Origin of the sequence: Sphingomonas sp. PL20 (genome assembly GCF_017875905.1) — a bacterium.
Classification (GTDB): Bacteria; Pseudomonadota; Alphaproteobacteria; order Sphingomonadales; family Sphingomonadaceae; genus Sphingomonas; species Sphingomonas echinoides.
This window is the reverse complement of record NZ_JAGINH010000002.1, coordinates 3643408-3668486: the sequence shown is the minus strand read 5'-3', so window position 1 is coordinate 3668486 and position 25079 is coordinate 3643408. Positions and strand designations below refer to the sequence as shown.

Here is a 25079-nt window from a genome sequence, read left to right as displayed (position 1 = left end):
GGATGCACGGTGGAAACACTGGCGGTGGTATTGGAGGCACCGGGGGACATTGCCCTGCGCAGCCTCACGCTCACCGCCCTCGGCGCGGGCGACGTGCTGATCGATGTCGCGTGGAGCGGGATCAGTTCGGGCACCGAAAAGCTGTTCTGGTCGGGCCGGATGCCGTCTTTCCCGGGCATGGGCTATCCGCTGGTGCCGGGCTATGAATCGATCGGGCGGATCGTCGATGCCGGGGGCGATGTGCGCGGGCGGCTGGGCGAATGGGTGTTCGTGCCCGGCGCGAGTTGTTACGCCGATGCGCGCGGCCTGTTCGGCGGCACCGCCCGCCGCGTGATCCTGCCCGCCGCGCGCGCGTTGCCGGTCGACGAGAGGCTTGGAGCCGATGGCATCCTGATCGCGCTGGCGGCGACCGCGCATCATGCGGTGGCCGGGGGGGCACCGCCACAACTCGTGATCGGGCATGGCATTCTCGGGCGGCTGATCGCGCGGATCGTGATCGCGCTCGGAGCTCCGCCGCCGACGGTGTGGGAAACCAATGCCGATCGCCGCGCGAGCCAGGGTTATGCGGTGCTCGCGCCCGAGGCCGATGCGCGGCGCGATTATGCGACGGTGTGCGATGCAAGCGGTGCCGCCGATCTGCTCGACATACTGGTGCCGCGAATCGCCAAGGGCGGCGAGATCGTGCTGGCGGGCTTTTACGACCGCCTCTCCTTCGCCTTTGCCCCCGCCTTCCAGCGCGAGGCGCGGTTACGCATTTCGGCTGAATTCACGCCCGCGGACGTGGCCGCGGTCAGCACCTTGATCGCAAGCGGCGCGCTCCGGCTCGACGGGCTGATCAGCCATGTCCGCCCGGCCGAGGAGGCGCGCACCGCTTATCCCGCCGCGTTCGATGATCCCGCCTGCCTGAAAATGGTCCTCGATTGGAGACACGTATGAGTATGCTCGATCCAGGCGTGCTGCGCGACGAAGCGCACGAGGAACCCGACCCCGTGCACAGCGGGCCGGTGACCAAGGAAACGCAGATCATCGCGATCTACGGCAAGGGCGGCTCGGGCAAATCCTTCGCGCTGGCCAATCTCAGCTACATGATGGCGCAGCAGGGCAAGCGCGTGCTGCTGATCGGCTGCGACCCCAAGAGCGACACCACCAGCCTGTTGTTCGGCGGAAAATCGACCCCGACGATCATCGAAACCTCGTCGCGCAAGAAATTGGCAGGCGAGGAAATCGGCATCGAGGACGTCTGCTTCCAGCGCGACGGTGTGTTCGCGATGGAATTGGGCGGGCCCGAAGTCGGGCGCGGCTGCGGCGGGCGCGGTATCATCCATGGTTTCGAGACGCTGGAGAAGCTGGGCTTCCACGAATGGGGCTTCGACTATGTCCTGCTCGATTTCCTGGGCGACGTGGTGTGTGGTGGCTTCGGCCTGCCGATCGCGCGCGACATGTGCCAGAAGGTGATCGTGGTCGCCTCGAACGACCTGCAATCGCTCTACGTCGCGAACAATGTCTGCAAGGCGGTCGAATATTTCCGCAAGATGGGCGGCAATGTCGGCGTCGCGGGGATGATCCTCAACAAGGACGACGGCACGGGCGAGGCCAATGCCTTTGCCGAGGCCGTCGGCATTCCGGTGCTGACCGCGATCCCGGCGAACGAGGATATTCGCAAGAAAAGCGCCAATTACCAGATCATCGGCAAGCCGGGCGGGCAATGGGCGAGCCTGTTCGAACAGCTTGCGGTCAACGTCGCCGAAGCCCCGCCGCTGCGCCCGACCCCGCTCGACCAGGATGGGCTGCTCGGCCTGTTCTCGGCCGATGTGACGGGGGCGGACTATGCGCTGCGCCCGGCGACGCAAGCCGACATGCGCGGCGTGGCCTATGTGCCCAAGCCGACGCTGGAGGTGGTGTACGATGCCGTCTGAGGTGGGCCTTGTTGCGTCTCCCCTCCCTGAAAGGGAGGGGCTGGGGGTGGGTCGGCCCGTTGTCGCCGCCGATCGCTCGCCCCAGGCCGACCCACCCCCGACCCCTCCCTTCCAGGGAGGGGAGGAGCGAAATCGTGATCGGATCGACCTGTCCGCGACAAGCGGCAGTTGCGCCAGCGGCTCCACCTTGCGCGAAGCCGCCGAGCTGGCCGGCAAATCCAATGTGCTCGCGCGCTACGATGCCGATTACCCCAAGGGACCGCACGATCAGCCGCAATCAATGTGCCCGGCGTTCGGCAGCTTGCGCGTTGGCCTGCGGATGCGCCGCACCGCGACGATCCTGTCGGGCTCGGCCTGCTGCGTTTATGGCCTGACCTTCACCTCGCATTTCTACGGGGCGAAACGCAGCGTCGGCTATGTGCCCTTCTCGTCCGAGACGTTGGTCACCGGAAAACTGTTCGAGGACATTCGCGAGGCGGTGCATCAGGTCGCCGATCCGGCGCTGTACGACACCGTCATCGTCACCAATTTGTGCGTGCCCACCGCATCGGGCGTGCCGCTGCAATTGCTGCCCGATCAGATCAATGGCGTGCGCATCATCGGCATCGACGTGCCGGGCTTCGGCATCCCGACCCATGCCGAGGCGAAGGATGTGCTGGCAGGCGCGATGCTGAGCTATGCGCGCCGCGAGGCCGAACAGGGCCCGGTCGCAGCGCCAAAACAACGACCGGACCGGCCGACCGTGACTCTCCTTGGCGAGATGTTTCCGGCTGACCCGCCAGGAATCGGGCTATTGCTCGAACCGCTGGGCCTTGCGGCCGGCCCGGTCGTCCCGACGCGCGAGTGGCGCGAGCTCTATTCTGCGCTCGATTGCGCCGCTGTCGCCGCGATCCACCCCTTTTACACCGCCAGCGTGCGCGAATTCGAAGCGGCGGGGCGCAGCGTGGTCGGCTCGGCCCCGGTCGGCGTCGAGGGCACCGCCGCCTGGCTCGATGCGATCGGCGTGGCCTGCGGCATCGCGCAGGACACGGTCGATGCGGCGAAGAACCGCTTCCTGCCCGCCATTCGCGGTGCGCTCGCGGCGCGGCCCATATCCGGGCGGATCACCGTGTCGGGCTATGAAGGCTCGGAATTGCTGGTCGCGCGGCTGCTGATCGAGAGCGGCGCGGACGTGCCCTATGTCGGCACCGCCTGCCCGCGCACGATCTGGTCCGATCCCGACCGGGAATGGCTGATCGCGCGGGGCTGCCGCGTGCAGTATCGCGCCAGCCTCGAACAGGATCTCGCGGCGGTCGACGAATTCTGCCCCGATCTCGCGATCGGCACCACGCCGGTCGTGCAGCATGCCAAGCAGAAGGCGATCCCGGCACTCTATTTCACCAACCTCATCTCGGCGCGGCCGCTGATGGGGCCGGCCGGGGCGGGCAGCCTCGCGCTGGTGGTCAATGCAGCGCTCGCCAACCAGGCGCGTTTCGACACGATGACCGCCTTTTTCGAGGGCGTCGGCGCCGGGCCGAGTGCGGGCGTGTGGGAAAATACGCCGGTCGACCGGCCCGAATTCAAGGCGAAATACGCCGCCAAACGCATCGCCGCCGCCAAGGCCGAAGAAAGCGTCGGCGTATGACCCTCATCCTCGATCACGATCGGGCGGGCGGCTATTGGGGGGCGGTCTACGCCTTCACCGCGATCAAGGGGCTGCAAGTCATCATTGATGGCCCGGTCGGCTGCGAGAATCTGCCCGTCACCTCGGTGCTACATTATACAGATGCGCTGCCGCCGCATGAATTGCCGATCGTCGTTACCGGGCTTGGCGAGCAGGAACTCGGTCGCGACGGCACCGAAGGCGCGATGAAGCGCGCCTGGGCGACGCTCGATCCCGATTTGCCCGCTGTGGTGGTGACCGGCTCGATCGCCGAGATGATCGGCGGCGGCGTCACGCCCGAGGGCACCAACATCCAGCGCTTCCTGCCGCGCACGATCGACGAGGACCAATGGCAAGCGGGCGACCGCGCGCTGACTTGGCTGTGGACGCAATTCGGCCCCAAGAAAGTGCCCGCTTTGCGCCCGCTGAAGGACGGCGAGCGGCCCAAGGTCAACCTGATCGGGCCGATGTATGGTTGTTTCAACATGCCCTCCGATCTCGCCGAAATCCGGCGGCTGGTGGAGGGGATCGGTGCCGAAGTGGGGATGGTCTTCCCGCTTGGCAGCCATTTGGCCGATGTCCGCAAGCTCGCCGATGCGCGCGTCAATATCTGCCTCTACCGCGAATTCGGGCGCGGGTTGTGCGAGGCGCTGGAGCGGCCCTATCTGCAAGCGCCGATCGGGCTGCACTCGACCACCCTGTTCCTGCGCAAGCTGGGCGAATTGCTCGGGCTCGACCCCGAACCCTTTATCGAGCGTGAAAAGCACACGACGATCAAGCCGCTCTGGGATCTGTGGCGCTCGGTCACGCAGGATTTCTTCGGCACGGCGAGCTTCGGCATCGTCGCGACCGACACGTACGCGCGGGGAATCCGTAATTTCCTCGAAACCGACATGGGGCTACCCTGCCATTTCGCGTTCAGTCGGACGGCGGGGGTCAAGCCCGATAACCAGGCGGTGCTCGATGCGATCAAGGCCAATCCGCCGCTGATCGTGTTCGGCAGCTTCAACGAGCGCATGTACATGGCCGAGACCGGCGCGCGCGGCGTCTATATTCCGGCGAGCTTCCCCGGCGCGGTGATCCGCCGCCATACCGGCACCCCGTTCATGGGCTATGCTGGCGCGACTTATCTCATCCAGGAAGTGTGCAACGCGCTGTTCGATGCGCTGTTCACGATCCTGCCGCTGGCGGGGCAGCTCGACACGGTCGAGGCGACCCCGGCGCGGATCGAGCGCGAGCTGGCGTGGGACGATGCCGCCAAGGCCGCGCTCGATGCGGTGGTGGAGCGCGAGCCCGTGCTGGTGCGCATTTCCGCTGCCAAGCGCATTCGCGATGCCGCCGAACGCGGTGCGCGCCGCGCAGGCGAAGCGCGCGTGACGCCGGATCATCTGGCGACGGCGATCGCCGAAAGTCGTGGCGGATGAGCGCCCGCCCCCCTCTTTCCGCCACTGCGCGGACACGAAATCCGCACGGCAGGGGCCGCGTGGATGCAGCCGGGGAGCGCCTTCAACGCTCCTGTTCTTGGTCGTCAGAATGGAGACGGAGCGATGAGCGACAATAGAAATGAAAGGTTGGGGCCAGGAACATACCTGACGCCCGACGAAGCCAAGGAATTTCACAAGATCTTCGTGACCAGCTTCCTGATCTTCACCAGCATCGCGGTTGTCGCGCATATTCTGGTGTGGGTGTGGAAGCCCTGGATTCAGTGATCCATCGTACGATGCTCTAAAAAGGAGTCCACATCATGTGGAGAATATGGCTTATTTTCGATCCGCGCCGGACGCTGGTCGCGCTGTTCGCGTTCCTGTTCGTGCTGGCGTTGCTGATCCACTTCATCCTGCTCAGCACGGATCGCTACAATTGGCTCGACGGTCCGCACACGGCGCATGCCGCCGCTACGGCACCCGCCGCACCGACGCCCTAGCCGGTCGATCGTGGGCGGGCGCTATCCCACCCGCCCACGTCCACCGCCGCCCGGCGCGCGATATGGCGCGTCGCGGTGCGTGTCACAGCAAGAAGGGACCCTGCTGAAGCGGGGTTTGGGGAGGTGTCGTCATGGCGCTGCTGAGTTTTGAACGGAAATACCGTGTTCGCGGTGGCACGCTGCTCGGCGGCGACCTTTTCGATTTTTGGGTTGGTCCCTTTTATGTCGGCTTTTTCGGCGTCACCACGGCGTTGTTCGCGGGGCTGGGCACGGCGCTGATCTTCTACGCCGCCTCGCTCGGGCCGACATGGAACCCATGGCTGATCAGCATCGCCCCGCCCGACATCAAATATGGCCTGTCCCTGGCACCGCTGCGAGAGGGCGGGTTCTGGCAGATCATCACCATCTGCGCGATCGGGTCGTTCGTGTCCTGGGCGCTGCGCGAGGTCGAGATCTGCCGCAAGCTCGGCATCGGCTATCATGTGCCCGCCGCGTTCGGCGTGGCAATCTTCGCTTATGTCTCGCTGGTGGTGATCCGCCCGTGGCTGCTGGGGGCGTGGGGCTTCGGCTTCCCTTATGGCATTTTCAGCCATCTCGATTGGGTGTCGAACACCGGCTACCAATATCTGCATTTCCACTACAACCCGGCGCATATGCTCGCGGTGAGCTTCTTCTTCACCACGACGCTCGCGCTCGCTCTGCATGGCGGGTTGATCCTGTCGGCGGTGAACACGCCCAAGGACGGCATTGGCGGCGGCGAGGTGAAGACGCCCGAATATGAGGACGCCTTCTTCCGCGACACGATCGGCTATTCGGTCGGTACGCTCGGCATCCACCGCCTGGGGCTGTTCCTGGCGCTGAGCGCGGGCTTCTGGAGTGCGGTGTGCATCATCATTTCCGGGCCCTTGTGGACCCGTGGCTGGCCGGAATGGTGGAGCTGGTGGCTCAACCTGCCGATCTGGTCCTGAGGGGGGAGGGGTACGATGGCAAGCTATCAGAACATCTTCACGCAAATCCAGCTGCGTGGCCCGGCCGAAATGGGCCCGGCGCTGGGCGGCTATGATTTTCCCCGGCTGGGCAAGCCCGGCGTCTCGTATTGGATGGGCAAGATCGGCAATGCGCAGATCGGGCCGATTTATCTCGGCGGGCTCGGCATCCTCTCGCTGATGTTCGGTTTCCTCGCTTTTGAGGTGGTCGGGCTCAACATGTGGGCGTCGGTCGGCTGGAACCCCATCCAGTTCGTGCGGCAATTGCCGTGGCTGGCGCTCGAGCCGCCCGGCCCTGAATATGGCTTCCAGCTGTTCGTGCCGCTGGCGCATGGCGGCTGGTGGCAGATTGCCGGTTTCTCGATGACCACCTCGGTGCTGCTGTGGTGGCTGCGTACCTTCCGCCGCGCGCGCGCGCTGGGGATGGGCACGCACGTCTCCTGGGCCTTTGCCAGCGCGATCTGGCTGATGCTGGTGCTGGGCTTCATCCGCCCGATGCTGATGGGCAGCTGGGCCGAGGCGGTGCCGTTCGGCATCTTCCCGCACCTCGATTGGACCGCGGCTTTCTCGATCCGCTACGGCAACCTGTTCTACAATCCGTTCCACTGCCTTTCGATCGTGTTCCTTTACGGATCGACCTTGCTGTTCGCGATGCATGGCGCGACGATCCTGGCGGTTGGCCGTTATGGCGGTGAGCGCGAGCTAGAACATATCACCGATCGCGGCACCGCCGCCGAGCGCGCGGCGTTGTTCTGGCGCTGGACGATGGGCTTCAACGCCACCTATGAATCGATCCATCGCTGGGCGTGGTGGTTCGCGGTGCTGACGACGCTGACCGGCGGGATCGGCATCCTGCTGACGGGCACCGTCGTCGACAATTGGTATCTATGGGCGATCCAGCATGGCTATGCCCCATCCTATCCGGGGACCGGCGTCGTCGATCCCGCCTCGCTTCCGGGAGCATCGCAATGAGCGCGGTCGGCAAACTCTTCGCGGGCGCGGCGGTGGCGGGCGCGGTGCTGCTCGGCGGGTGCGAGCTTGGCCCCAAGACCACGCAGCAGACCGGGTTTCGCGGCACCGGCATGGACCAGATCGTCGATCCCGACCATGTCGCCAAGCTCGCCGCGATCCCCGCCCCGCCTTATGCGACGCCCGACGATAGCGGCCCGCGTGCCGGCCAAACGTACCAGAATGTGAAGGTGCTGGGGAACGTCTCGACCGAGCGCTTCAACCATTTGATGGCGTCGATCAACCAATGGGTCGCGCCGCCCGAACAGGGCTGCAATTACTGCCATAACCCCGAAAACATGGCGTCGGACGAGAAATACACCAAGGTCGTCGCGCGGCGGATGTTGCAGATGACGCTCACCATCAACGGCAAATGGTCGAGCCACGTCAAGAACACCGGCGTGACCTGCTACACCTGCCACCGTGGCAATGCCGTGCCGAGCTATAAATGGGCGATCGCCGAGGGCACGCCCGATCCCGACACGATCCTGCGCAACAAGCATGGCCAGAATTCGCCCAATGCCAGTGTGGGTTTCGCCTCGCTGCCTTATGATCCTTTCGCGACCTATCTTGCCGGCAAGGCGCAGATCCGCGTCGCGGCGAGCAGCGAATATCCGTCCAAAGACCATGTCGTATCGATCAAGGATGCGGAGAAGACGTACGGCCTGATGATGCACATGAGCAGCGCGCTCGGCGTCAATTGCACCTATTGCCACAACAGCCAGTCGTTCCGCTCCTGGACGATCAGCCGCCCGCAGCGCGTGACGGCCTATTACGGCATCCGCATGGTGCGCGATGTGAACGCGGACTATATCACCCCGCTCGCCTCGGTCTTCCCGGCCTATCGCAAGGGGCCGCATGGCGATCCCTATAAGGTGAACTGCCAGACCTGCCACCAGGGCCAGTCCAAGCCGCTCGGCGGGGTGTCCATGCTGGCGGCGAACCCGGCGCTCAAACCCCCGCCGACGCGCGTCGTCGCGGCCGAGGGGGGCGCTGCGGGCAAGGCGGTGCCGGCGCTGATGGCCAACCCGCAGGCGATGACACGGCGGCCATGATGCCCCAGCGTGCGCAGCCGAGCGGTTGCGCACGCGCGGGGCTGTGTGCCCGGCGGCGCGCGGAGGCACCGCGGTGCAGGATCTGAACACCCACAGCCACCCGCTGCGCGCCGCGCTGTCGGAGGAAATGCACGTCCGCCGCTTGCCGCGCTTTGCCGCGCCGTGTCGGCTGATGCAGATCGTGTCGGTGCTGGGCGAGGCCGGGGCGGGCGGTGCCGCCGCGCATTTCGATGCGATCGCGCTGCGCCACGGCCTGGGCTTCGCGCCTGCCAGCAAATATGCCGTGGTCGCGCTTGCGGGCATGACGCTGGTGCTGGAGCGGCACACCGAATTCGCCAGCTACACCTTCATCCGCGAAGGCGCGTTCGACCAGCCCTTCACGCCCGATCTGTTCGATCCGATCGCGGGCGAAATCCTGGCCGATATGCCCGGCGACGTGATCCGCGCGACGCAGATCGCGGTCTATCCGCCGGGCACGCCCCCGCCCGATGACGCCGCGCTCGACACGCTGTTCTCGCCCGATGCGCTGATCCTGTGCGAAGTGGCGGGCGGCAAGGCGACGGTGATGTCCGATTTCCGGCTCAACCCCGATGGCTTCGGGCGGCTGCTGGTGCTCGATCACGGGCTGCTGCGCGATGAACCCGCGCAACTCGTGCTGCGGTTGCAGGAGCTGGGCAATTACCGCAACATGGCGCTGCTCGGCCTCCCGCTGGCGCAACGCCTGACCCCCGACGTCACCCGGCTCGAGGCGCGCCTCGCCGTGCTGACCGGCGCGGTGTCCGAACGCGTTTCGCAGGACGACACCTTGCTCGACGAGCTGACCTATCTCTCGGCCGAGCTCGCCCGGCTGGTGGCGGAGACGCGCTACCGCATGAGCGCGACGCGCGCTTATGCGCAATTGAGCCTCGATCGGCTGCACACGCTCGGCATCGGCGCGATTCCTGGGTATCAGACGCTCGCCGATTTCACCGAACGCCGCCTGACGCCTGCGGTGCGCACCTGCGATTCCTTCTCGGCCCGGCTCGATGATCTGCAACAGCGCGCGGCCTGGACCAGCAGCTTGCTGCGCACCCGCATCGACATTGCGCTGGCCAAGCAGAATCGCGATCTGCTGACGTCGATGGACACGCGCACGCATTTGCAATTGCGCCTGCAACAGACGGTCGAAGGGCTGTCGGTGGTGGCGATCAGTTATTATGCCGTCGCCTTGGTCGGCTATCTCGCCGGCCCGGCACATGCCTGGAAGGACTGGGTGATGGCCGCTGCGGTGCCCGTGGTGTTCACCGCCGCCTGGCTGTTCGCGCGTCGGCTGCGGCGGGGGTTGGCGGAGTAGGGGGATGAATAGCGACGCTGTCCGCCGGCGCCTCATTACGATCGACCATTCCGTAATCGCGTATAACATCCGCGACACGCAGCCGATAATTTGTGAAGATGCCCGCTCGCCCTTGGGCCTGCGTGGCGCGATGCGCAATTGTGTTTCGCCACGCATGAACAGCTTTCTCATCCCTAAAGAATGAGAGTGACACCATCCTGTTTGACGTGGACAGGCTTTGAAAGCGCTCGACAGACAGGAAGCCGTCGATCGTTTCGAGCTCGCCGCGCAATGCGGCGGCGAGCTCGAGATATCGATCCATCCGCCCTTCGGCCAACTCGACCTCAAAGATGACGGCGATCATGGTTTTACCAGCGGCGCATGGGGGGTAGAAGCAAGCCGGAGAAACATGCGATCTTCACGCAGGATGAAACGCTCGCGTTTCGCGAACTCGTAATTGCTACGGCCGAGGGGATCATCGCGAAGTCGGGCACGGTAAGCCTCGTAAGCGGTGAGGTCTTCGATGTTGTAGAGCCCATAGGCTGTCGTGGCTGACCCTTCGTGCGGCGCGAAATAGCCTATCAGATCGGCCCCGCAACGCGGTATCGCCTGCCCCCAGTTGCGGGCATATTCCTCGAACGCATCGACACGAAACGGGTCGATTTCGTAGCGGATGAAACACGTTATCATAGCTAGCCTTCCGGTATTGTCGTAACCGGACCAGTGTAGGCTGCACGCATCGATCGATGCTTCGACCGCCATCGAAGCATGAAGGGGGGCATATATGCGAAGTGGCCTGCAAGAGGGCTTGTTTCGAGTGAAAGATAGATGCTGACTACGACCGGAATTGCCGAAATCGCCGCCCTTATCGGTGATCCGGCCCGAAGCGCGATGCTCGTTGCGCTCATGGACGGGCGCGCGCTTACAGCAAGTGAACTTGCCAACGTTGCGGGAATAATGCCTCAGACAGCGAGCAGCCACTTGGGACGGATGACGGTTGCGGGGCTGCTGGCTGTCGAACGGCAGGGACGCCATCGCTATCATCGGCTGGCATCGGCAACCGTCGCCACCATGATCGAAGGTATCATGGCGGTTGCCGCCGAGCCGACGAACAGCATTAAACGTAAGGTGAGAACGGGGCCTCGAGACGCGGCGATGCGCCGTGCTCGCTCTTGTTACGACCACCTTGCCGGCAGCATTGCGGTGACGGTCGCTGATCGTATGAGCGAGCAGGGATACATCACGGATCTGGCGGATGGTGGCCAGCTATCCGCCGAAGGCGTGGCGTTCCTCCGATCGATCGGCGTCGATGTGGATACTGCGTTCAACCGTACAACGGCGCGCAGGCTGTTCTGTCGTCCCTGCCTAGATTGGAGCGAACGTCGCCCGCACATCGCCGGAACGATTGGTGCGGCGTTGTTGACTGCGTGCTTCGAACACGACTGGATACGCCGCATCGATGGTTCGCGGACGATCTCAATAACGCGGGCTGGCGCGCACGCACTCAACACCAATTTCGGGATCAAGGTAGGTGTGCAATAGCGGGCTGTTCCGTTCCCGATCAGGAGCGTGGATCGGGAACGTTGGCTCGCAATCACCGCGTGGTTCAGAGTGCCCCCTCCGCCCCCCTCAAGCCGCCATCGCCCGCCGCGCCAGCGCGCATTGCGACCAGATTTCGGAAAGCGCGCTCACCAGCCGGTCGACATCGCCGTCGGAATGCACCGGCGAGGGCGTCAGCCGCAGGCGTTCGGTGCCGACGGGGACGGTCGGGTAATTGATCGGCTGCACATAGATGCCGTGATGTTCCAACAGCCAGTCGCTGATCATCTTGCACTTGTGCGCATCGCCCACCATCACTGGGATGATGTGGCTGGGATTGTCCATCGTCGGAATGCCGATCGCGTCGAGCCGCCGCCGCACTTGCGCGACGCGGGCGTGGTGTTGCTCGCGCTCCCAGTTGCTTTGCTTCAAATGGCGGATGCTGGCGGTGGCGCCTGCGGCGAGCGCGGGCGGCAAAGCGGTGGTGAAGATGAAGCCGCTGGCGAAGCTGCGCACGAAATCGCACATCGCCGCCGTGCCCGCGATATAGCCGCCCATCACGCCGAACGCCTTGCCCAGCGTCCCCTCGATCACGGTGATGCGGTCCATCAGCCCGCGCGCCTCGGCCACGCCGCCGCCGCGCGGGCCGTACAGGCCGACGCCGTGGACTTCGTCGAGATAGGACATCGCGCCGTGGCGTTCGCACACGTCGAGAATCTCCTCGATCGGGGCGATGTCGCCATCCATCGAATAGACGCTTTCGAACGCGACCAATTTGGGTCGGTCGGGCGCGATCTCGGACAAGCGGCGGTCGAGATCCTCGGGGTCGCTATGCTTGAAGCGGATGCACTCGGCGCGGCTGTGGCGAATGCCCTCGATCATCGAGGCGTGGTTGAGCGCGTCGGACAGCACGACGCAATCGGGCAGCCGCGCGGCGAGCGTCGACAGCGCCGCCCAATTGGAGACATAGCCCGAGGTGAACAGCAAAGCGGCTTCCTTGCCGTGCAGATCGGCGAGTTCGGCCTCGAGCTGGACATGCGCGTGGGTGGTGCCCGAAATGTTGCGGGTGCCGCCCGCGCCCGCGCCGCAGGCGTCGAGCGTCTCGTGCATCGCGTCCAGCACCTTGGGGTGCTGGCCCATGCCGAGATAATCATTGCTGCACCATACGGTGACTTCGCCAATGCCGTCTTCGGTATGGTGCTTCGCGCGCGGGAAGCTGCCCGCCTTGCGTTCCAGTTCGGCGAAGATGCGGTAGCGCCCGTCTTCCTTCAGCGTATCGAGTTGCCCCGAAAAGAATGCCTCATAGTCCATGGCGTACCTCCCCGATCAATCGCGTAAGGCGGCTTTTGCCGCTTGGTTCTTCGCCGACGCCCAGTGCCAGAGTTTGGCATCCCTGAGCGGCAACACAAGGAAAAGATGTTCGACCACGCCCAAAACCGCCAGGCCAGCGAGCAAGGTCGCGGTGGTGGCAGCGCCGCTTTGCGCAGGTGCTGCCTCGGCCAGCGTCCACGCCCACCCGGCAAGCGCGGCCGACCCGCCGATCGACAGCGGCAGCAGCGCGTTGAACGCGCGCTTGCGGAAATAGCTTTTGAGATAGGCGAGGTGCGCCGGAAACACTTCGTCGCTGAGATTGGGCACGCCCAGATACAGGTTGAACTTGGCGCTGAGCCGCAGCACGAACAGCAGCAGGAAAGTGAGCGGCGCGGCCTGGTTGGGCTGGCCCCAGGTGAGCGCGAACAGCAGCAATGCGGTCGCGGCGATCGCCACTTCGTGATGGATCACGGTCGCGGTGGCGGCACGGAAGCGCGCCCAGCCTTGTGCGCCCGGCGGGCAGGGCGCGCGGTTCGGCCCGGCGACGAAGCCCATCAGAAAGCCCATTTCGTGCCAGCCCCAGATCACGATTGCGGCGGCGAAGCCGAGATAGGCGCCGCCCCAACTCGCATCGTCCGCGCGTGCCCACACCGCGCCGGTGGCGATGAGCGCCAGCCAGCCGACCAGCGTGAAGCTGGTGCGGAAGGTATGCTGCGGGCGGCTGTCGAGCCACACCACCGCCGCCGTCCCGATGAACCACAGCATCAGCGCGAAGAGGAGCGGTGGGATGGTCACCAGACCGGGGCCAGCCGCGCCGACACGGGGATCGTGTTGCGCTGGACCGGGGTGAGATACAGCCGGGCGAAGGCGAGCGCGGCGGCACCGGTCAGCGCGACGCGCTTGACCGCGCCGATCACCCCGCCTTGCGCCTTGGCGTCGTCGATCCTGGCAGCGATCTTGCGCATCCGCTCCAACCCGGCGCGGAAGGCGGGGGAATCGGTGTCGAGCACGACCGGGAACACTTGCCGCGTGATCGCCGAGCAGACGCTGAACACGCGGTGGTCATAATCGGTCGGATCGATGCCGAGCGCGGTGTGGAAGGCCGGGCGGTTGTGGTCGCGCACATACATCGTCGCATAGACGGCGACGAGGAAGAAGCGGATCCACAGTTTGTTGTGGCCGCTCAGCAATTTCGGGTCGGTCCGCATCAAAATGGCGAAGGCTTCGCCGTGGCGGAACTCGTCATTGCACCATTCCTCGAACCAGTTGAAGATCGGGTGGAAGCGCCACTCAGGGTGCTGCGCCAGGTGCCGGAAGATGGTGATGTAGCGTGAATAGCCGATCTTCTCGGACAGATAGGTCGCGTAGAAGATGAATTTCGGGCGGAAATAGGTGTATTTCTTGGTCTTGGTGAGGAAGCTGAGGTTCACCCCGATGCCCGCATCCTTCAGCGTATCGTTGATGAAACCGGCATGGCGGCTCTCGTCGCGGCTCATCAGCTTGAACAGCATCTTGATATCGGGGTTCTGCGCGCGCTTCTGAATTTCGGCATAGAGGATGCAGCCGGAAAATTCGGCGGTCAGCGAACTCACGAGGAAATCGATGAATTCCTCGCGCAGGCCATCGGGCAGGCTTTCGATCACCCCGTCAAACGCATCGGTCCGGCGGAAATGGCGGCGGTTGGGATCGGCGACCATCTCGGCGATCAACTGATCCCATTCGGCGCGCACCGGCGATACGTCGATGCGGTCCATCGCCGCGAAATCGGTGGTGTAGAAACGCGGCGACAGCATCGTCTCGCTGCGGGCGATGGCGAGCGTGTCGGTGGCGGTCACCGGGCGATGCATGGTCATGACAGTCTCCGATCCGAGAAGCTGACTTCGTACAATTCCGCCATTTCGAAATGGCCGAGCAGCTTGGTCCACAGCCGCTCGATCGCGCCCGCGCGCTCGACCGTGGCGAGGCGGTTGAACACGCGGCGTTCGCCAAAGGGCACTTCGATCGGCGCGCCATGCACGCGCACTTGGTCGCCGGGGTTGATCGCGACGCCGTCCGCCAGCTCGACATGCGCGCACAGGAATTCGTCGCTATGTTCGACCTCGATCCGGCACGGCGTCTCGAAACTGGCGCGGCGGAAGGCGATCATCGCGTGGTCTCCGGGGCGTTCAGCAGGGCCGCGAAAGCGGCGCGATTGGTGGTGCCGAACGCGTTCAGTTCGATCGCGCGGCCGGTGGCGGTGTCGGTCAGCGACAATTCGCCATCCTGCCACTGGGTGAGCACGAAGGGCGGCGCGCTGCCAATGCCGTGCAGCCGCCGCTCGCGCGCTAACCCCCGCATCACGCCGCGGATGAAGCCGGTTTGCTGGCCGGGCACGATCGTCGCGGCGGTGGCACCCGTGCCGACATCCTCGATCCGCACGCCGCGATCGGCAGCATCGATGAAGCGCAAGGTGCGCGATTTGACCGGGGCGACATGCTCGGCGCTGCGCAGCAGCACGGGCGAGGCGGCGGGTGGCACATGCGCGATGCGCATCGTCGCAGTGAGCGTGAAGGCAAAGGCGACCAGCGTCCCCGCCAGGATCAGCGCGCCGCGCGGCAAATGCACTTCATGACTGTGGCTCATGCTGCAATGGCTCCGCTAAAGCCAGGCTCAGCCTGTGCGACAGGCGCAGGCGGCACCAATTGCCCGTGCGGGTTCGCGGCAAGACAGGTGCGGCCAATCAGCGCGGCGACCTCGGCGGCATCGGGCAGCGCGCGCAGCATCGGCTGCGGGGTGCTGACATGCCACGGCCGGGCGTGCGGCCACAAAGCGAGATAGCCGAGCTTGCGGTCCCCGGTCAGCGCGATCGGCACGTCGCCCGATCCATCGGCATAGGTGGCGAGGCCCAGCGTGCCGACGCGCGACAGCGGCAGATTGATGCATTTGGAAAAGGCGACGCCAATGCGCAGCACGATCCGGCGATTGGTCAGCGTGTAGAGCGTGGTCTTGGCCGCCCCCCAGGCGAGCAGGTTGAGCAGGCCGATGGCGAGTATGCCGAACATCGCGGTCAGCGCCACGCCCGAAAGGTCGCCCAGCCCGTGCAGCCCGCGCGCGATCGCGGCGGCCAGCGCCCACGCCCCCAGCAGCGCGAAATAGCCCTTCACCAGCCGCGTGTGGAAGGCGGTCCGCGCCAGCACCCGCCAATCGGGGGCACCCTGCCACAGGATGCGTTCGTCCTTGGGCAGCAACCCGGGCAGGCCGGGGATCGGCTCATAATCATGCTCGGTCACAGAAACGGCTCCTGACGATCCGGGGTTGCGTAGAGATAGCCGCCGCCGAAATAGCCGAGCACGCGGTCTTCTTCGTACAGCGTGATGTGGTCAGCGGCGGCGATGCGCGGGGCATCGACGAATTGGGCTGCGGTTACCGCGTCGCACACGATGCGCGCCTGGCGGCGATCGACCGAGACCATCATCATCGGCACCAGCACCGTGCCACCCGAAGCGGGCAGATCGACCGCGAGATAGCGGATCAGGCGGTCGGCGCGGTCGACCCAGGCTTCGGACACTATGCCCGCCTGTTGCCCATCACAGCCGAGGATCGGCCAGCCGCGCGGATCGGGATCGCGCCGTTCGATCGCATAATCGAGCGCGGCGCCCAAGGGCACGATGCGCGGATGCCCTTCCATGTCGAGATCGGGCCATTTCGCGCGATTGGCGTAAGCCGCCGGGCCGACGCCATCGACCAGCGGGTTGCCGGTCGGCGCATAGGGCGCACCGGCGAAGCGATCGGTGCGGCGTGCGGCAATGTCGAACGGCTCGCGCCCTTTGGTCGGGGTCGTCACCGTGCCGCGCCCGAAGGGAAGCAGGAAGGTCTTGGGTTCGGCTTCGAGCAGCGGCCCGCCGCGCGTATCGAGCCGCCCGCTCATTTCGTCCTCGAGCGGATAGCCTTCACGCCGGTCCTCGCGCCGCAGATAGAAAACCAGACAGAGGAAGAACAACACGAAGGCGTAAAACACCACCATCGCGACATCGATGCCGGGGGTCAAAGTCGGGTGCATGGTCGTTCTCCCTTTCTCTCAGGCCGGGAATTCAGCGAGGCCGAAGCGCTTTTGGCTGGTATCGGTGACGGGGCGGACGAGCGGCCCGAGCACGACCAGCGTGGCGAGCAGCAAGACGATTTCGAGCGCATAGACCGCGCCATATCCCGTTGCCGGATTGGCCAGCGTCGCGCCCATGTCGCGCGCCACCGCGGCGGCGGAAACGAGATCGCGCACCACCGCGCCGATCGCGATGGCCGCGCCACCGCAGGTTGCCTGCACCGCGCCCCAGGCCCCGAGCGCGAGGCCGGTGCGACCGTCCAGCTCCTCGCTGTCCGAAATCGCCATCGCCGCCGTCAGCGTGCCGACCGAGAACAGCCCCCCGCCAAAGCCGATGATCGTTGCCCCAATCGCCAGCAGCGCGGTCGCGTGAAGCGGGGCCGAGAAGATGACGCAGAGGAACGCCGCCACCCCGGCGACGCCGCCAAAGCCCGCCAGCCGGTGCGGCTCTCCGCCCGCCGCCAGGCTGCGCGCGGCGAGCGCGAAGCCGCTGAGCATGCCGACCGCCCACAAGGCGGTGAGCGAGGTCGTCGCACCGACCGACAGGCCGAGGATCTGCCCGCCAAAGGGTTCAAGCAGCACGTCTTGCATTGAAAAGGCGGCAGCGCCGAGGCCCGTCGCGGCGAGCAGTCGCAGCGTGCGCGGGCGCTTGACGAAGATCGCCCACACTTCGCGGAAGCTCGGCCGGTCGGGCTCGGGCGCGGTGCCGCCGCGGCGGCGCGCTTCCTGCTTCCACAGAGCGGTGATGTTGAGCACCACCGTCAGCAGGCCCGCGCCCTGCACGATCTGCACGAGGTGCGTCGGGGTGAAATGGTCGAGCAGCCGCCCGATCACGATCGCGCTGACCATCATCCCGAGCAGCAGCATGACATACAGCAAGGCGACGACGCGCGGGCGGGTTTCGGGCGGTGCCAGATCGGTGGCGAGCGCGAGCCCCGCGGTCTGCGTGGTGTGCATCCCGGCGCCGACCATCAGGAAAGCGAGTCCTGCGCCGATCTGGCCGATGATCGCCGGACCATGGCCAAGCCCCGTCATCACCAGCAAGGCGAAAGGCAGCAGCGCGAAGCCGCCAAACTGCAGCAGCGTGCCGAACCAGATATAGGGCACGCGCTTCCACCCGAGGAGCGACTGGTGATGGTCCGACTTGAAGCCGATGAACGCCCGCAGCGGCGCGAACAGCAAGGGCAGCGACACCATCGCCGCGACGGCGGAGGAGGCCATGCCGAGTTCGACGATCATCACGCGGTTGAGCGTTCCGGTCAGCAACACCGCCGCCATGCCGACCGACACCTGGAACAGCGACAGCCGGAGCAAGCGCGCGAGCGGCAGATCGGGCGAGGCGGCATCGGCAAAGGGCAGGAAGCGCGTGCCCAGGCGATTCCAGAAACTGCCGCTCTTGAGTGCCGCGAGCTTGTCCGCAGCGCGGGTGGCATCGGTGCGCGGGGCCAGCGAGGCTTTCAAGGCGGCGAGGCTGCTCATGCCGGGATCAGCTCCAGCGCATGGCTTTTGTAGAAACCCGCCGAAACCTTGCGGTCGCGCCCGAGCTTTGAGCCGGGAACGGCGTTGCGCAGCAAGGTGCGCAGCAAGCGGTCGCGCACCGGCAGGATCGCGGGCGAGCGGTCGGCGCGCGGGAACAGTCGACCGATGCCGAGCATCGCCATCAGCAGCGGCGTTTGCGGTGCGAAGGTGAAGGCGACCGAGCCGCGCGTGCGCTCGGCCAATTGCTGCACCACGGTGACGATGTCGAACGCGCGGTAATGGATCAGCGAATCCATCGCGACGACATGGTCGAACTGGCCGAGCGTGGGGTCGAGCATATCGCCCACGCGCCAGTCGATCGCCAAATCTGCCGGTGCCCGATTGCGCGCGATCTGCACCAGGCTGGCGGCAACATCGATCGCCACCACACTCGCCCCACGCTCGGCCGCTGCCACCGCCAGCGCGCCCGTTCCGCAGCCCGCATCGAGCAGCCGCAGCCCGCTCATGTCGGCGGGCAGCCACGACAACAATGTTTCGCGCATTTCGGTGCGCCCCGCACGCACCGTCGCGCGGATGCCGCTGACCGGCGCATCCGAGGTCAGTTGCGCCCAGGCGCTGGCGGCGGTGCGGTCGAAATAGGTTTCGAGATTGCCGCGAAACTGGGTGTAGCTGGCCGTTGTCATCACTCGAACCCCAGAAATTCGAAGATTTCGCGGTCCTTCATCGGCTGCGCGTCGAGCGGCTCGCAGCCCGCCCACATCTGTGCGGCCAGGCGCTTATATTCGAGGCAGGCGGCGTCGACCTCGGGGGTCGAGTCCATTTCGAACAAGGTACATTTCTTGAGGCGCGAACGCCGGATCGCATCGAGATCGGGGAAATGCGCGAGCCGCTTGAGGCCGGTGGCGGCGTTGAAGCGATCGATTTCGTCGGTCGCCGCCGATCGGTTGGCGATCACGCCGGCCATGCGCACGTCGTAATTCTTGGCCTTGGCCTTGATGGCCGAAACGATGCGGTTCATCGCGAAGATGCTGTCGAAATCGTTGGCGGCGACGACCACCGCGCGCTCGGCATGCTGCAATGGTGCCGCAAACCCGCCGCACACCACGTCCCCCAGCACGTCGAACAGCACCACGTCGGTTTCTTCGAGCAAATGGTGCTGTTTGAGCAATTTGACCGTCTGCCCGACGACATAGCCGCCGCAGCCCGTGCCCGCTGGCGGCCCCCCCGCCTCGACACACATCACGCCGTTAAAGCCCTCGAACATATAATCTTCGGGCCGCAATTCCTCGGCATGGAATTCGACCGTCTCGAGCACGTCGATCACCGTCGGCATCAATTTCTTGGTCAGCGTGAAGGTGCTGTCATGCTTGGGATCGCAGCCGATCTGCAGCACGCGCTTGCCGAGCAGCGAGAAAGCGGCCGACAGGTTGGACGAGGTGGTCGATTTGCCGATCCCGCCTTTGCCATAGACCGCGAACACCTTGGCGGTGCCGATCCGGTCCTTGGGGTCGAGCGCGACTTGCAGCGAACCTTCGCCATCGAGGCCGCGGGCGGGTGGGTCGAGCAGGGCCATGGTCAGATCCTTTATGCCGCCACCGCGATGATGCCCTCGAGACGATCCTCGAGTTCATCGCTGGCGGCATGGAGTGCGGCGAGCGTCGCCGCGTCGGGAGTCCAGTAGTTGCGTTCGCTCGCCTCGATCAGGCGACCGGCGACGCGCGCGGCCGCCTTGGGGTTGAGTGCGGCGAGGCGTTCGCGCATGGCGCGGTCGAGCACATAAGTTTCGCCGATGCGCTGATAGACCCATGGGTCGACCTCGCCGGTCGTTGCCGACCAGCCCATCGTGGTGGTGACGCTGCCTTCGATTTGACGGACGCCTTCATAGCCGTGGCGCAGCAGGCCCTCGGTCCACACCGGATTGAGGATGCGCGTGCGCGTCTCGAGCGCGACCTGTTCCTGCAGGCTGCGCACCTTGCCGGCGCCCTGCGTCTGGTCGCCGATATAGACGGGCGCGGTCTGCCCGCCGCGCGCGCGCGTCACGGCACGGCTGATGCCGCCCAGCGTATCGACATATTGGTCGATGCTGGTGATGCCGAGTTCGACGCTTTCGAGGTTCTGATAGGCGCAATCGACCGTCTTCAGAGCAGCGGCGAAGACTGCGGCCTGGCGGACCGGGGGGCCTTGCACGCCATACGCAAAGCCCTTTTGCCGTTCGAAACTGTCGGCTAGTTCGTCGGGGTCGGTCCAGGCACCGGTGTCGATCATCAGATTGACGTTGGCACCGTAAGCCCCTTCGGCATTGGAGAAAACGCGCAACGCCGCGGTCGGCAGATCGCCGCCCTGTTCGGCCAGATGGGCGAGCGCGTGGCGGCGGATGAAGTTCATCGCCTCGGGCTCATCGGCTTCGGCGGCGAGCAAGGCGGCTTGCGCCAACATCCGCGTTTGCAGCGGCAGCAAGTCGCGGAACACGCCCGACAGCGTCACCACCACATCGATGCGGGGGCGCCCAAGCTCTTCGAGGCTGACCAGTTCCGCGCCCGCGAGCCGGTTATAGCTGTCGAAGCGTGGCCGCGCGCCCATCAGCGCCATCGCCTGGGCGATTTGCGCCCCTTCGCTTTTCAAATTGTCGGTGCCCCACAGCACCATCGCCACCGTTTCGGGCAAATGCCCCGAATCGGCGAGGCTGCGGTCGATCAGTCGCTGCGCCTGCGCGGCACCATCTTTGACGGCATAAGCGCTCGGGATGCGGAACGGGTCGAAGCCGTGGATGTTGCGCCCGGTCGGCAGGATCTCGGGCGAGCGCAGCAGGTCACCGCCGGTGACCGGGTGAATGTAGTGACCGGACAGCGCCCGGACGAGGCCATCGATCTCGCCATTGCTGGCGAGCGCATGGTCGAGCGCGGCCATGTCCTTCAGCAACGGCGTGTCGGCCTTGATCGCGCCATCGACCAAGGCGACGATCGTATCGCGCGGCAGCGGTTCGCCGCGCGCTTCGGACGAGGCCGCGATCATGTCGATCCGCTCCGCGCGCGTCGCCGCTTCGCCCGCAACGTGCAGCCCTTGCGGGATCAGCTCGCGCTCGATTTCGTAGAGCTTGGCGGCGAGCGTCGGCACGTCGCCGTCGAGATCGAGCGCTTCCGCCTGATCGCGGATCAATTCGGCGAGATCGCGCAGTTCGTCGCTGTCGGGCGGGGCGGCGCGCCAGCGCTCGACCGAGGCTTTCAGCGCGGCCAGCCCTTTATAGACGCCCGAATTGGTCAAGGCCGGGGTGAGATAGGACACCAAGGTCGCGCCCGAGCGGCGTTTGGCCAGCACGCCTTCGGACGGGTTGTTGGCGGCGTAGAGATAGATGTTGGGCAGGTCGCCGATCAGCCGGTCGGGCCAGCATTCGGCGCTGAGCCCGCTTTGCTTGCCGGGCATGAATTCCAGGCTGCCATGCGTGCCGAAATGCAGCACGGCGTGCGCGCGGAAATCCTCGCGCAGCCAGCGATAGAAAGCGGCAAAGGCGTGCGTCGGGGCGAAACGGCCCTCGAACAGCAGGCGCATCGGATCGCCTTCATAGCCGAGCGCAGGCTGCAGGCCGACGAAGACATTGCCGAATTGGCACCCAAGGATCTGCACCGCGGTGCCATCGGCTTGCAGCTTGCCGGGTGCCGGCCCCCAACTCGCCTCGATCTCGGCCAGCCACGTTTCGCGCGCGACGATGCTGTCGGCGGTGACGCGGGCATGGACATTGGCCTCGGTGCCATAGCGCGCGGCATTGCCGTGCAGGATCGCGTCGCGCAGCGCATCCACGCTGGCGGGCACCTCCACAGCATAGCCTTCGCGCGCCAGCCGCTGCAGCGTCGCGTGGAGCGAGGCGAACACGCTGAGGAACTGCGCGGTGCCCGCCGCCCCGGCATGGGGCGGGAAGTTGAACAGCACGACGGCAACGCGCTTCTCGGCATTGGCGGCGCGGCGCAAGGCGATGATTTTGGCGGTGCGCGCGGCGAGCGTTTCGGCGCGCTCGCTGCAGCTCTGCATCGCGCGGACTTCGCTTGCCGCCGGGAAGGTACAGCGGCGCTGGCAGCCGGTGCAAGGCGTTGCGCTGCCATCCGAACGACCGCCGAACACCATCGGCACGGTGCCGCCGTCCAGCTCGGGAATCGCGATCATCATCGTCGATTCGAGCGGCAGCAGGCCCTGGCGGTTCGCGCCCCAGGCTTGCAGCGTCTGGAACTCGACCGGATGCGCGGCGATATAGGGCACGTCGAGCGCGGCGAGCGTCGCCTCGGCGGCGGCGGTGTCGTTATAGGCCGGGCCGCCCACCAGGCTGAAACCGGTCAAGTTGATGACGGCATCGACCGTCGTCACGCCATCGCGGCGGAACAGCGCGTCGATCGCTGGACGGGCGTCGAGACCGGCGGCAAAGGCCGGAATCACGTCGAGCCCGCGTGCCTCCAGCGCGGCGATCACGCCGTCATAATGGCCGGTATCCTTGGCCAGCACATAAGAGCGCAGCATTAGCACGCCGACCGTGCCCTTGGGCGCGCGGTGGCGCGGCAGCTCGGTGACGGTGTGGGCGATGCGATCGGGCAAAGCCGGGTGATAAACGCCGATCTCGGGGTAATCGCGCGGGGGCTGCGCCTTCATCGTGCCGCGCAAGGCCCGGCGTGGGCCATCGGCATAGCGGTCGATCAGGCCGCGCACCATGTCGACGACATTGTCGTCCGACGCGGCCAGCCAATATTGCATCGTCAGGAAATAGACGCGCACGTCCTGCGCGGTGCCGGGAACATATTTCAGAATTTTGGGCAGGCGCCGCAGCATCGCCATCTGCCCGGCTCCGGAGCTGGCACCGGGCTTGCGGCTGCCGCGCAGTTTCTTGAGCAGCGCCATCAGCCCGGTCGAGGGCTTGTCCATGCGATAGTCGCCCATGCGCGTCAGCTTGACGACGTCGCCCGCCGACATCAGCCCGATCATCGCGTCGCACGCCTCCTGGCGCGCCTGCAATTGCGGCAGCACCGCGCGGATGTGATCCTCCAGGAACAGCATCGTCATGAGCACGATGTCGCCGCGCAGGATGTCGGCGCGCGCGGCGGCCAGCGCTTCGGGCTTTTCCTCCCAATCGGCGGCGGCGTGGAAGCCGATCGTCACCCCCGGATTTTCACGCGCGAGCCGCGCCTGCGCGCGCAGCACCGCGCCCGAAAGATGGTTGTCGAGCGTCACGATGACGACCCGGACCTGCTGGCGAGCGCTATCGGGCATAATGCGCCTTCGCGTCATAGAGGGTGTCGAGCGTGATCGCGCGGACGCCGATCTCTGCTGCATATTTCTCGGTGTTGCGGCGGGCCTTGCCGCGCACGAAGAACGGGATTTTGAGCAGTTCGCGTTCGGCTTCTGCGGACCAAGTCCCCCTCCCGCTTGCGGGAGGGGCTAGGGGAGGGAATGTCTCCTCAAGTATGGGCACCGCGACAGGCCCTCCCCCAGCCCCTCCCGCAAGCGGGAGGGGAGCAGCATTGCCATGCCCCAAATGGCTTGCGCCGGCGGCGTCGGAAAATTCGAAATCGTCGCGAAACATCGTCAGCAGATGTTCCTCCAGCCCCATCACCAGCGGGTGCACCCAGGTGTCGAACAGCACGTTCGCCCCTTCAAACCCCATTTGCGGGCTGTAGCGGGCGGGGAAATCCTGCACGTGGACGGGGGCCGAGATCACCGCGCAGGGAATGCGCAGCCGCTTGGCGATGTGGCGCTCCATTTGCGTGCCCAGCACGAGTTCGGGCTGCAGCGTGGCGATGGCGTCCTCGACTTCGAGATAATCGTCGGTGATCAGCGGTTCGAGCCCATGGTCCGCCGCGGCGGCGCGCAGATCGCGGGCGAATTCGCGATTGTAGCAGCCCAGGCCGACGACTTCGAAACCGAGTTCGTCGCGGGCGACGCGGGCGGCGGCGATGGCGTGGGTCGAGTCGCCGAAGATGAAGACGCGCTTGCCGGTGAGATAGGTCGAATCGACCGAGCGGCTCCACCAGGGCAGGCGCGAGTTGTCGAGCGCGGCGGCGGGATCGACCCCGGCCAGCGCGGCAACCTCGGCGATGAAGTCGCGCGTTGCATTATGGCCGATCGGCACGGTGCGCACGGTCTTTTGACCGAATTGCCGCTCCAGCCAGCGGCAGGCGGTGTCGGCGATTTCGGGATAGAGGCAGATGTTGAAATCGGCGTCACCCAGACGCGCCAGGTCTGCCGGAGTCGCGCCGAGCGGTGCGGTGACGTTGATGTCGATGCCGAGCGTGGCGAGCAAGCGCGTGATCTCGACCACATCGTCGCGGTGGCGAAAGCCGAGTGCCGTCGCGCCGAGCAGATTGACGCTGGGCCGCCGACCTTCGCGCGGTGGCCGTGCGCCGGTGTCGGCAAGCGCGCGCACCAATTGATAGAAGGTCTCCGCCGCGCCCCAATTTTCCTTGCGCTGATAGCTTGGCAGCTCGAGCGCGATTACCGGAATCGGCAAGCGCAGCGCCTCGGCCAGCCCCGCGGGATCGTCCTGGATCAATTCGGCCGTGCAGGAAGCGCCGACCAGCAGTGCCTGCGGGGCGAAGCGCGCATAGGCGTCGCGCGCGGCGCTCTGGAACAGGTCGGCGGTGTCCTTGCCGAGATCGCGCGCTTGGAAGGTGGTGTAGGTGACCGGCGGGCGCTTGCCGCGCCGTTCGATCATGGTGAACAGCAGGTCGGCATAAGTGTCGCCCTGCGGCGCGTGCAGCACATAATGCACGCCCTCCATCGCGGTGGCGATGCGCATCGCGCCGACATGCGGCGGGCCTTCATAGGTCCACACCGTCAATTGCATCGCGGCCTC

Annotated in this window: 25 protein-coding genes; 11 read left to right on the top strand and 14 right to left on the bottom strand. The window is 66.0% G+C overall.

All coding sequences use genetic code 11. The annotated features are described in order from the left end of the window. Positions 1-9 precede the first annotated feature (9 nt). The 10 genes from bchC to H4W01_RS17150 all read left to right on the top strand — a co-directional run bounded on the left by bchC (position 10) and on the right by H4W01_RS17150 (position 9864). A complete protein-coding gene (gene bchC, locus H4W01_RS17195) occupies positions 10-936 on the top strand; it encodes a chlorophyll synthesis pathway protein BchC (protein WP_209612619.1) in 927 nt (308 codons plus the stop codon). Then, positions 933-1916 carry a chlorophyllide a reductase iron protein subunit X gene (locus H4W01_RS17190; RefSeq protein WP_209612618.1) on the top strand — a complete coding sequence of 328 codons (984 nt, stop codon included), beginning with the start codon at positions 933-935 and terminating at the stop codon, positions 1914-1916. The genes bchC and H4W01_RS17190 overlap by 4 nt, the downstream gene beginning before the upstream one ends. Next, a complete protein-coding gene (gene bchY, locus H4W01_RS17185; RefSeq protein ID WP_435803872.1) occupies positions 1906-3540 on the top strand; it encodes a chlorophyllide a reductase subunit Y in 1635 nt (544 codons plus the stop codon). Before H4W01_RS17190 ends, bchY begins: the two co-directional genes overlap by 11 nt. Beyond that, positions 3537-4982: a chlorophyllide a reductase subunit Z gene (bchZ, locus tag H4W01_RS17180; protein WP_209612617.1), complete on the top strand. Its 1446-nt coding sequence runs from the start codon at positions 3537-3539 to the stop codon at positions 4980-4982. Before bchY ends, bchZ begins: the two co-directional genes overlap by 4 nt. A gap of 123 nt (positions 4983-5105) precedes the next feature. Continuing rightward, on the top strand, positions 5106-5267 hold the full coding sequence (gene pufB, locus H4W01_RS17175; protein ID WP_010405246.1) for a light-harvesting antenna LH1, beta subunit: 162 nt from the start codon (positions 5106-5108) through the stop codon (positions 5265-5267). A gap of 35 nt (positions 5268-5302) precedes the next feature. Further along, on the top strand, positions 5303-5482 hold the full coding sequence (gene pufA / locus H4W01_RS17170; protein ID WP_010405245.1) for a light-harvesting antenna LH1, alpha subunit: 180 nt from the start codon (positions 5303-5305) through the stop codon (positions 5480-5482). A 131-nt stretch (positions 5483-5613) separates the two neighbouring features. Beyond that, positions 5614-6450: a photosynthetic reaction center subunit L gene (gene pufL / locus H4W01_RS17165; protein ID WP_010405244.1), complete on the top strand. Its 837-nt coding sequence runs from the start codon at positions 5614-5616 to the stop codon at positions 6448-6450. A 15-nt stretch (positions 6451-6465) separates the two neighbouring features. Next, positions 6466-7440 carry a photosynthetic reaction center subunit M gene (gene pufM / locus H4W01_RS17160; protein WP_209612616.1) on the top strand — a complete coding sequence of 325 codons (975 nt, stop codon included), beginning with the start codon at positions 6466-6468 and terminating at the stop codon, positions 7438-7440. After that, positions 7437-8531 carry a photosynthetic reaction center cytochrome PufC gene (gene pufC / locus H4W01_RS17155; protein ID WP_209612615.1) on the top strand — a complete coding sequence of 365 codons (1095 nt, stop codon included), beginning with the start codon at positions 7437-7439 and terminating at the stop codon, positions 8529-8531. The genes pufM and pufC overlap by 4 nt, the downstream gene beginning before the upstream one ends. 73 nt (positions 8532-8604) lie before the next feature. Continuing rightward, complete coding sequence (locus tag H4W01_RS17150; protein ID WP_010405238.1) at positions 8605-9864, top strand: DUF3422 family protein; 1260 nt, start codon at positions 8605-8607, stop codon at positions 9862-9864. On the opposite strand, the gene H4W01_RS17145 is transcribed toward H4W01_RS17150, so the two are convergent. Continuing rightward, positions 9812-10207 carry an antibiotic biosynthesis monooxygenase family protein gene (locus tag H4W01_RS17145; protein WP_209612614.1) on the bottom strand — a complete coding sequence of 132 codons (396 nt, stop codon included), beginning with the start codon at positions 10205-10207 and terminating at the stop codon, positions 9812-9814. The genes H4W01_RS17150 and H4W01_RS17145 overlap by 53 nt on opposite strands. Continuing rightward, positions 10204-10605, bottom strand: coding sequence for an NIPSNAP family protein (locus H4W01_RS17140; RefSeq protein WP_334685323.1), 402 nt, complete (start codon positions 10603-10605; stop codon positions 10204-10206). Before H4W01_RS17140 ends, H4W01_RS17145 begins: the two co-directional genes overlap by 4 nt. Before the next feature lie 66 nt (positions 10606-10671). Between H4W01_RS17140 and H4W01_RS17135 the strand changes: the two genes are divergently transcribed. Then, the gene (locus tag H4W01_RS17135; protein ID WP_209612613.1) at positions 10672-11385 is read left to right on the top strand and encodes an ArsR/SmtB family transcription factor; all 714 of its coding nucleotides are present in this window, start codon (positions 10672-10674) and stop codon (positions 11383-11385) included. 87 nt (positions 11386-11472) lie between these two features. Here H4W01_RS17135 and hemA read toward each other — a convergent pair whose 3' ends face one another. Genes hemA through bchB form a run of 12 tightly spaced genes read right to left on the bottom strand, consistent with a single transcriptional unit; the run spans position 11473 to position 25070 of the window. Then, positions 11473-12693 (bottom strand): 5-aminolevulinate synthase, encoded by a 1221-nt coding sequence (gene hemA, locus H4W01_RS17130; RefSeq protein ID WP_209612612.1) that lies wholly within the window; start codon positions 12691-12693, stop codon positions 11473-11475. Positions 12694-12708: 15 nt separating this feature from the next. Next, on the bottom strand, positions 12709-13488 hold the full coding sequence (gene puhE / locus H4W01_RS17125) for a putative photosynthetic complex assembly protein PuhE (RefSeq protein WP_209612611.1): 780 nt from the start codon (positions 13486-13488) through the stop codon (positions 12709-12711). After that, positions 13485-14546: a magnesium-protoporphyrin IX monomethyl ester (oxidative) cyclase gene (acsF, locus tag H4W01_RS17120; RefSeq protein WP_209612610.1), complete on the bottom strand. Its 1062-nt coding sequence runs from the start codon at positions 14544-14546 to the stop codon at positions 13485-13487. The genes puhE and acsF overlap by 4 nt, the downstream gene beginning before the upstream one ends. Then, positions 14543-14839, bottom strand: a complete 297-nt coding sequence (locus H4W01_RS17115) for a hypothetical protein (RefSeq protein WP_209612609.1) — start codon at positions 14837-14839, stop codon at positions 14543-14545. Before H4W01_RS17115 ends, acsF begins: the two co-directional genes overlap by 4 nt. Further along, entirely contained in the window at positions 14836-15315 is a 480-nt protein-coding gene (puhC, locus tag H4W01_RS17110; protein ID WP_010405222.1) for a photosynthetic complex assembly protein PuhC, read from the bottom strand. The genes H4W01_RS17115 and puhC overlap by 4 nt, the downstream gene beginning before the upstream one ends. Further along, on the bottom strand, positions 15312-15962 hold the full coding sequence (gene puhB, locus H4W01_RS17105) for a photosynthetic complex putative assembly protein PuhB (RefSeq protein ID WP_209612608.1): 651 nt from the start codon (positions 15960-15962) through the stop codon (positions 15312-15314). The genes puhC and puhB overlap by 4 nt, the downstream gene beginning before the upstream one ends. After that, positions 15959-16732 carry a photosynthetic reaction center subunit H gene (gene puhA, locus H4W01_RS17100; RefSeq protein WP_209612607.1) on the bottom strand — a complete coding sequence of 258 codons (774 nt, stop codon included), beginning with the start codon at positions 16730-16732 and terminating at the stop codon, positions 15959-15961. Before puhA ends, puhB begins: the two co-directional genes overlap by 4 nt. A gap of 18 nt (positions 16733-16750) precedes the next feature. Beyond that, positions 16751-18250 carry a BCD family MFS transporter gene (locus H4W01_RS17095; RefSeq protein WP_209612606.1) on the bottom strand — a complete coding sequence of 500 codons (1500 nt, stop codon included), beginning with the start codon at positions 18248-18250 and terminating at the stop codon, positions 16751-16753. After that, the gene (bchM, locus tag H4W01_RS17090) at positions 18247-18933 is read right to left on the bottom strand and encodes a magnesium protoporphyrin IX methyltransferase (protein WP_209612605.1); all 687 of its coding nucleotides are present in this window, start codon (positions 18931-18933) and stop codon (positions 18247-18249) included. Before bchM ends, H4W01_RS17095 begins: the two co-directional genes overlap by 4 nt. Further along, complete coding sequence (bchL, locus tag H4W01_RS17085; protein WP_010405207.1) at positions 18933-19823, bottom strand: ferredoxin:protochlorophyllide reductase (ATP-dependent) iron-sulfur ATP-binding protein; 891 nt, start codon at positions 19821-19823, stop codon at positions 18933-18935. The genes bchM and bchL overlap by 1 nt, the downstream gene beginning before the upstream one ends. Positions 19824-19834: 11 nt before the next feature. After that, positions 19835-23497, bottom strand: a complete 3663-nt coding sequence (locus tag H4W01_RS17080) for a magnesium chelatase subunit H (protein ID WP_209612604.1) — start codon at positions 23495-23497, stop codon at positions 19835-19837. After that, positions 23487-25070: a ferredoxin:protochlorophyllide reductase (ATP-dependent) subunit B gene (bchB, locus tag H4W01_RS17075; RefSeq protein ID WP_209612603.1), complete on the bottom strand. Its 1584-nt coding sequence runs from the start codon at positions 25068-25070 to the stop codon at positions 23487-23489. Before bchB ends, H4W01_RS17080 begins: the two co-directional genes overlap by 11 nt. Between the last annotated feature and the right edge of the window lie 9 nt (positions 25071-25079).

What these genes read in the sequence shown, in the direction of transcription:
- H4W01_RS17115 (WP_209612609.1), bottom strand. Translation starts at nt 14,839, where the DNA reads ATGATCGCCTTCCGCCGCGCCAGTTTCGAGACGCCGTGCCGGATCGAG.
- bchM (WP_209612605.1), bottom strand. Translation starts at nt 18,933, where the DNA reads ATGACAACGGCCAGCTACACCCAGTTTCGCGGCAATCTCGAAACCTAT.
- H4W01_RS17145 (WP_209612614.1), bottom strand. Translation starts at nt 10,207, where the DNA reads ATGATCGCCGTCATCTTTGAGGTCGAGTTGGCCGAAGGGCGGATGGAT.
- H4W01_RS17080 (WP_209612604.1), bottom strand. Translation starts at nt 23,497, where the DNA reads ATGCCCGATAGCGCTCGCCAGCAGGTCCGGGTCGTCATCGTGACGCTC.
- puhC (WP_010405222.1), bottom strand. Translation starts at nt 15,315, where the DNA reads ATGAGCCACAGTCATGAAGTGCATTTGCCGCGCGGCGCGCTGATCCTG.
- pufM (WP_209612616.1), top strand. Translation starts at nt 6,466, where the DNA reads ATGGCAAGCTATCAGAACATCTTCACGCAAATCCAGCTGCGTGGCCCG.
- pufB (WP_010405246.1), top strand. Translation starts at nt 5,106, where the DNA reads ATGAGCGACAATAGAAATGAAAGGTTGGGGCCAGGAACATACCTGACG.
- bchB (WP_209612603.1), bottom strand. Translation starts at nt 25,070, where the DNA reads ATGCAATTGACGGTGTGGACCTATGAAGGCCCGCCGCATGTCGGCGCG.
- H4W01_RS17095 (WP_209612606.1), bottom strand. Translation starts at nt 18,250, where the DNA reads ATGAGCAGCCTCGCCGCCTTGAAAGCCTCGCTGGCCCCGCGCACCGAT.
- H4W01_RS17140 (WP_334685323.1), bottom strand. Translation starts at nt 10,605, where the DNA reads ATGGCGGTCGAAGCATCGATCGATGCGTGCAGCCTACACTGGTCCGGT.
- acsF (WP_209612610.1), bottom strand. Translation starts at nt 14,546, where the DNA reads ATGACCATGCATCGCCCGGTGACCGCCACCGACACGCTCGCCATCGCC.
- hemA (WP_209612612.1), bottom strand. Translation starts at nt 12,693, where the DNA reads ATGGACTATGAGGCATTCTTTTCGGGGCAACTCGATACGCTGAAGGAA.
- bchL (WP_010405207.1), bottom strand. Translation starts at nt 19,823, where the DNA reads ATGGCCCTGCTCGACCCACCCGCCCGCGGCCTCGATGGCGAAGGTTCG.
- H4W01_RS17135 (WP_209612613.1), top strand. Translation starts at nt 10,672, where the DNA reads ATGCTGACTACGACCGGAATTGCCGAAATCGCCGCCCTTATCGGTGAT.
- bchZ (WP_209612617.1), top strand. Translation starts at nt 3,537, where the DNA reads ATGACCCTCATCCTCGATCACGATCGGGCGGGCGGCTATTGGGGGGCG.
- bchY (WP_435803872.1), top strand. Translation starts at nt 1,906, where the DNA reads ATGCCGTCTGAGGTGGGCCTTGTTGCGTCTCCCCTCCCTGAAAGGGAG.
- puhA (WP_209612607.1), bottom strand. Translation starts at nt 16,732, where the DNA reads ATGCACCCGACTTTGACCCCCGGCATCGATGTCGCGATGGTGGTGTTT.
- pufA (WP_010405245.1), top strand. Translation starts at nt 5,303, where the DNA reads ATGTGGAGAATATGGCTTATTTTCGATCCGCGCCGGACGCTGGTCGCG.
- pufL (WP_010405244.1), top strand. Translation starts at nt 5,614, where the DNA reads ATGGCGCTGCTGAGTTTTGAACGGAAATACCGTGTTCGCGGTGGCACG.
- H4W01_RS17190 (WP_209612618.1), top strand. Translation starts at nt 933, where the DNA reads ATGAGTATGCTCGATCCAGGCGTGCTGCGCGACGAAGCGCACGAGGAA.
- pufC (WP_209612615.1), top strand. Translation starts at nt 7,437, where the DNA reads ATGAGCGCGGTCGGCAAACTCTTCGCGGGCGCGGCGGTGGCGGGCGCG.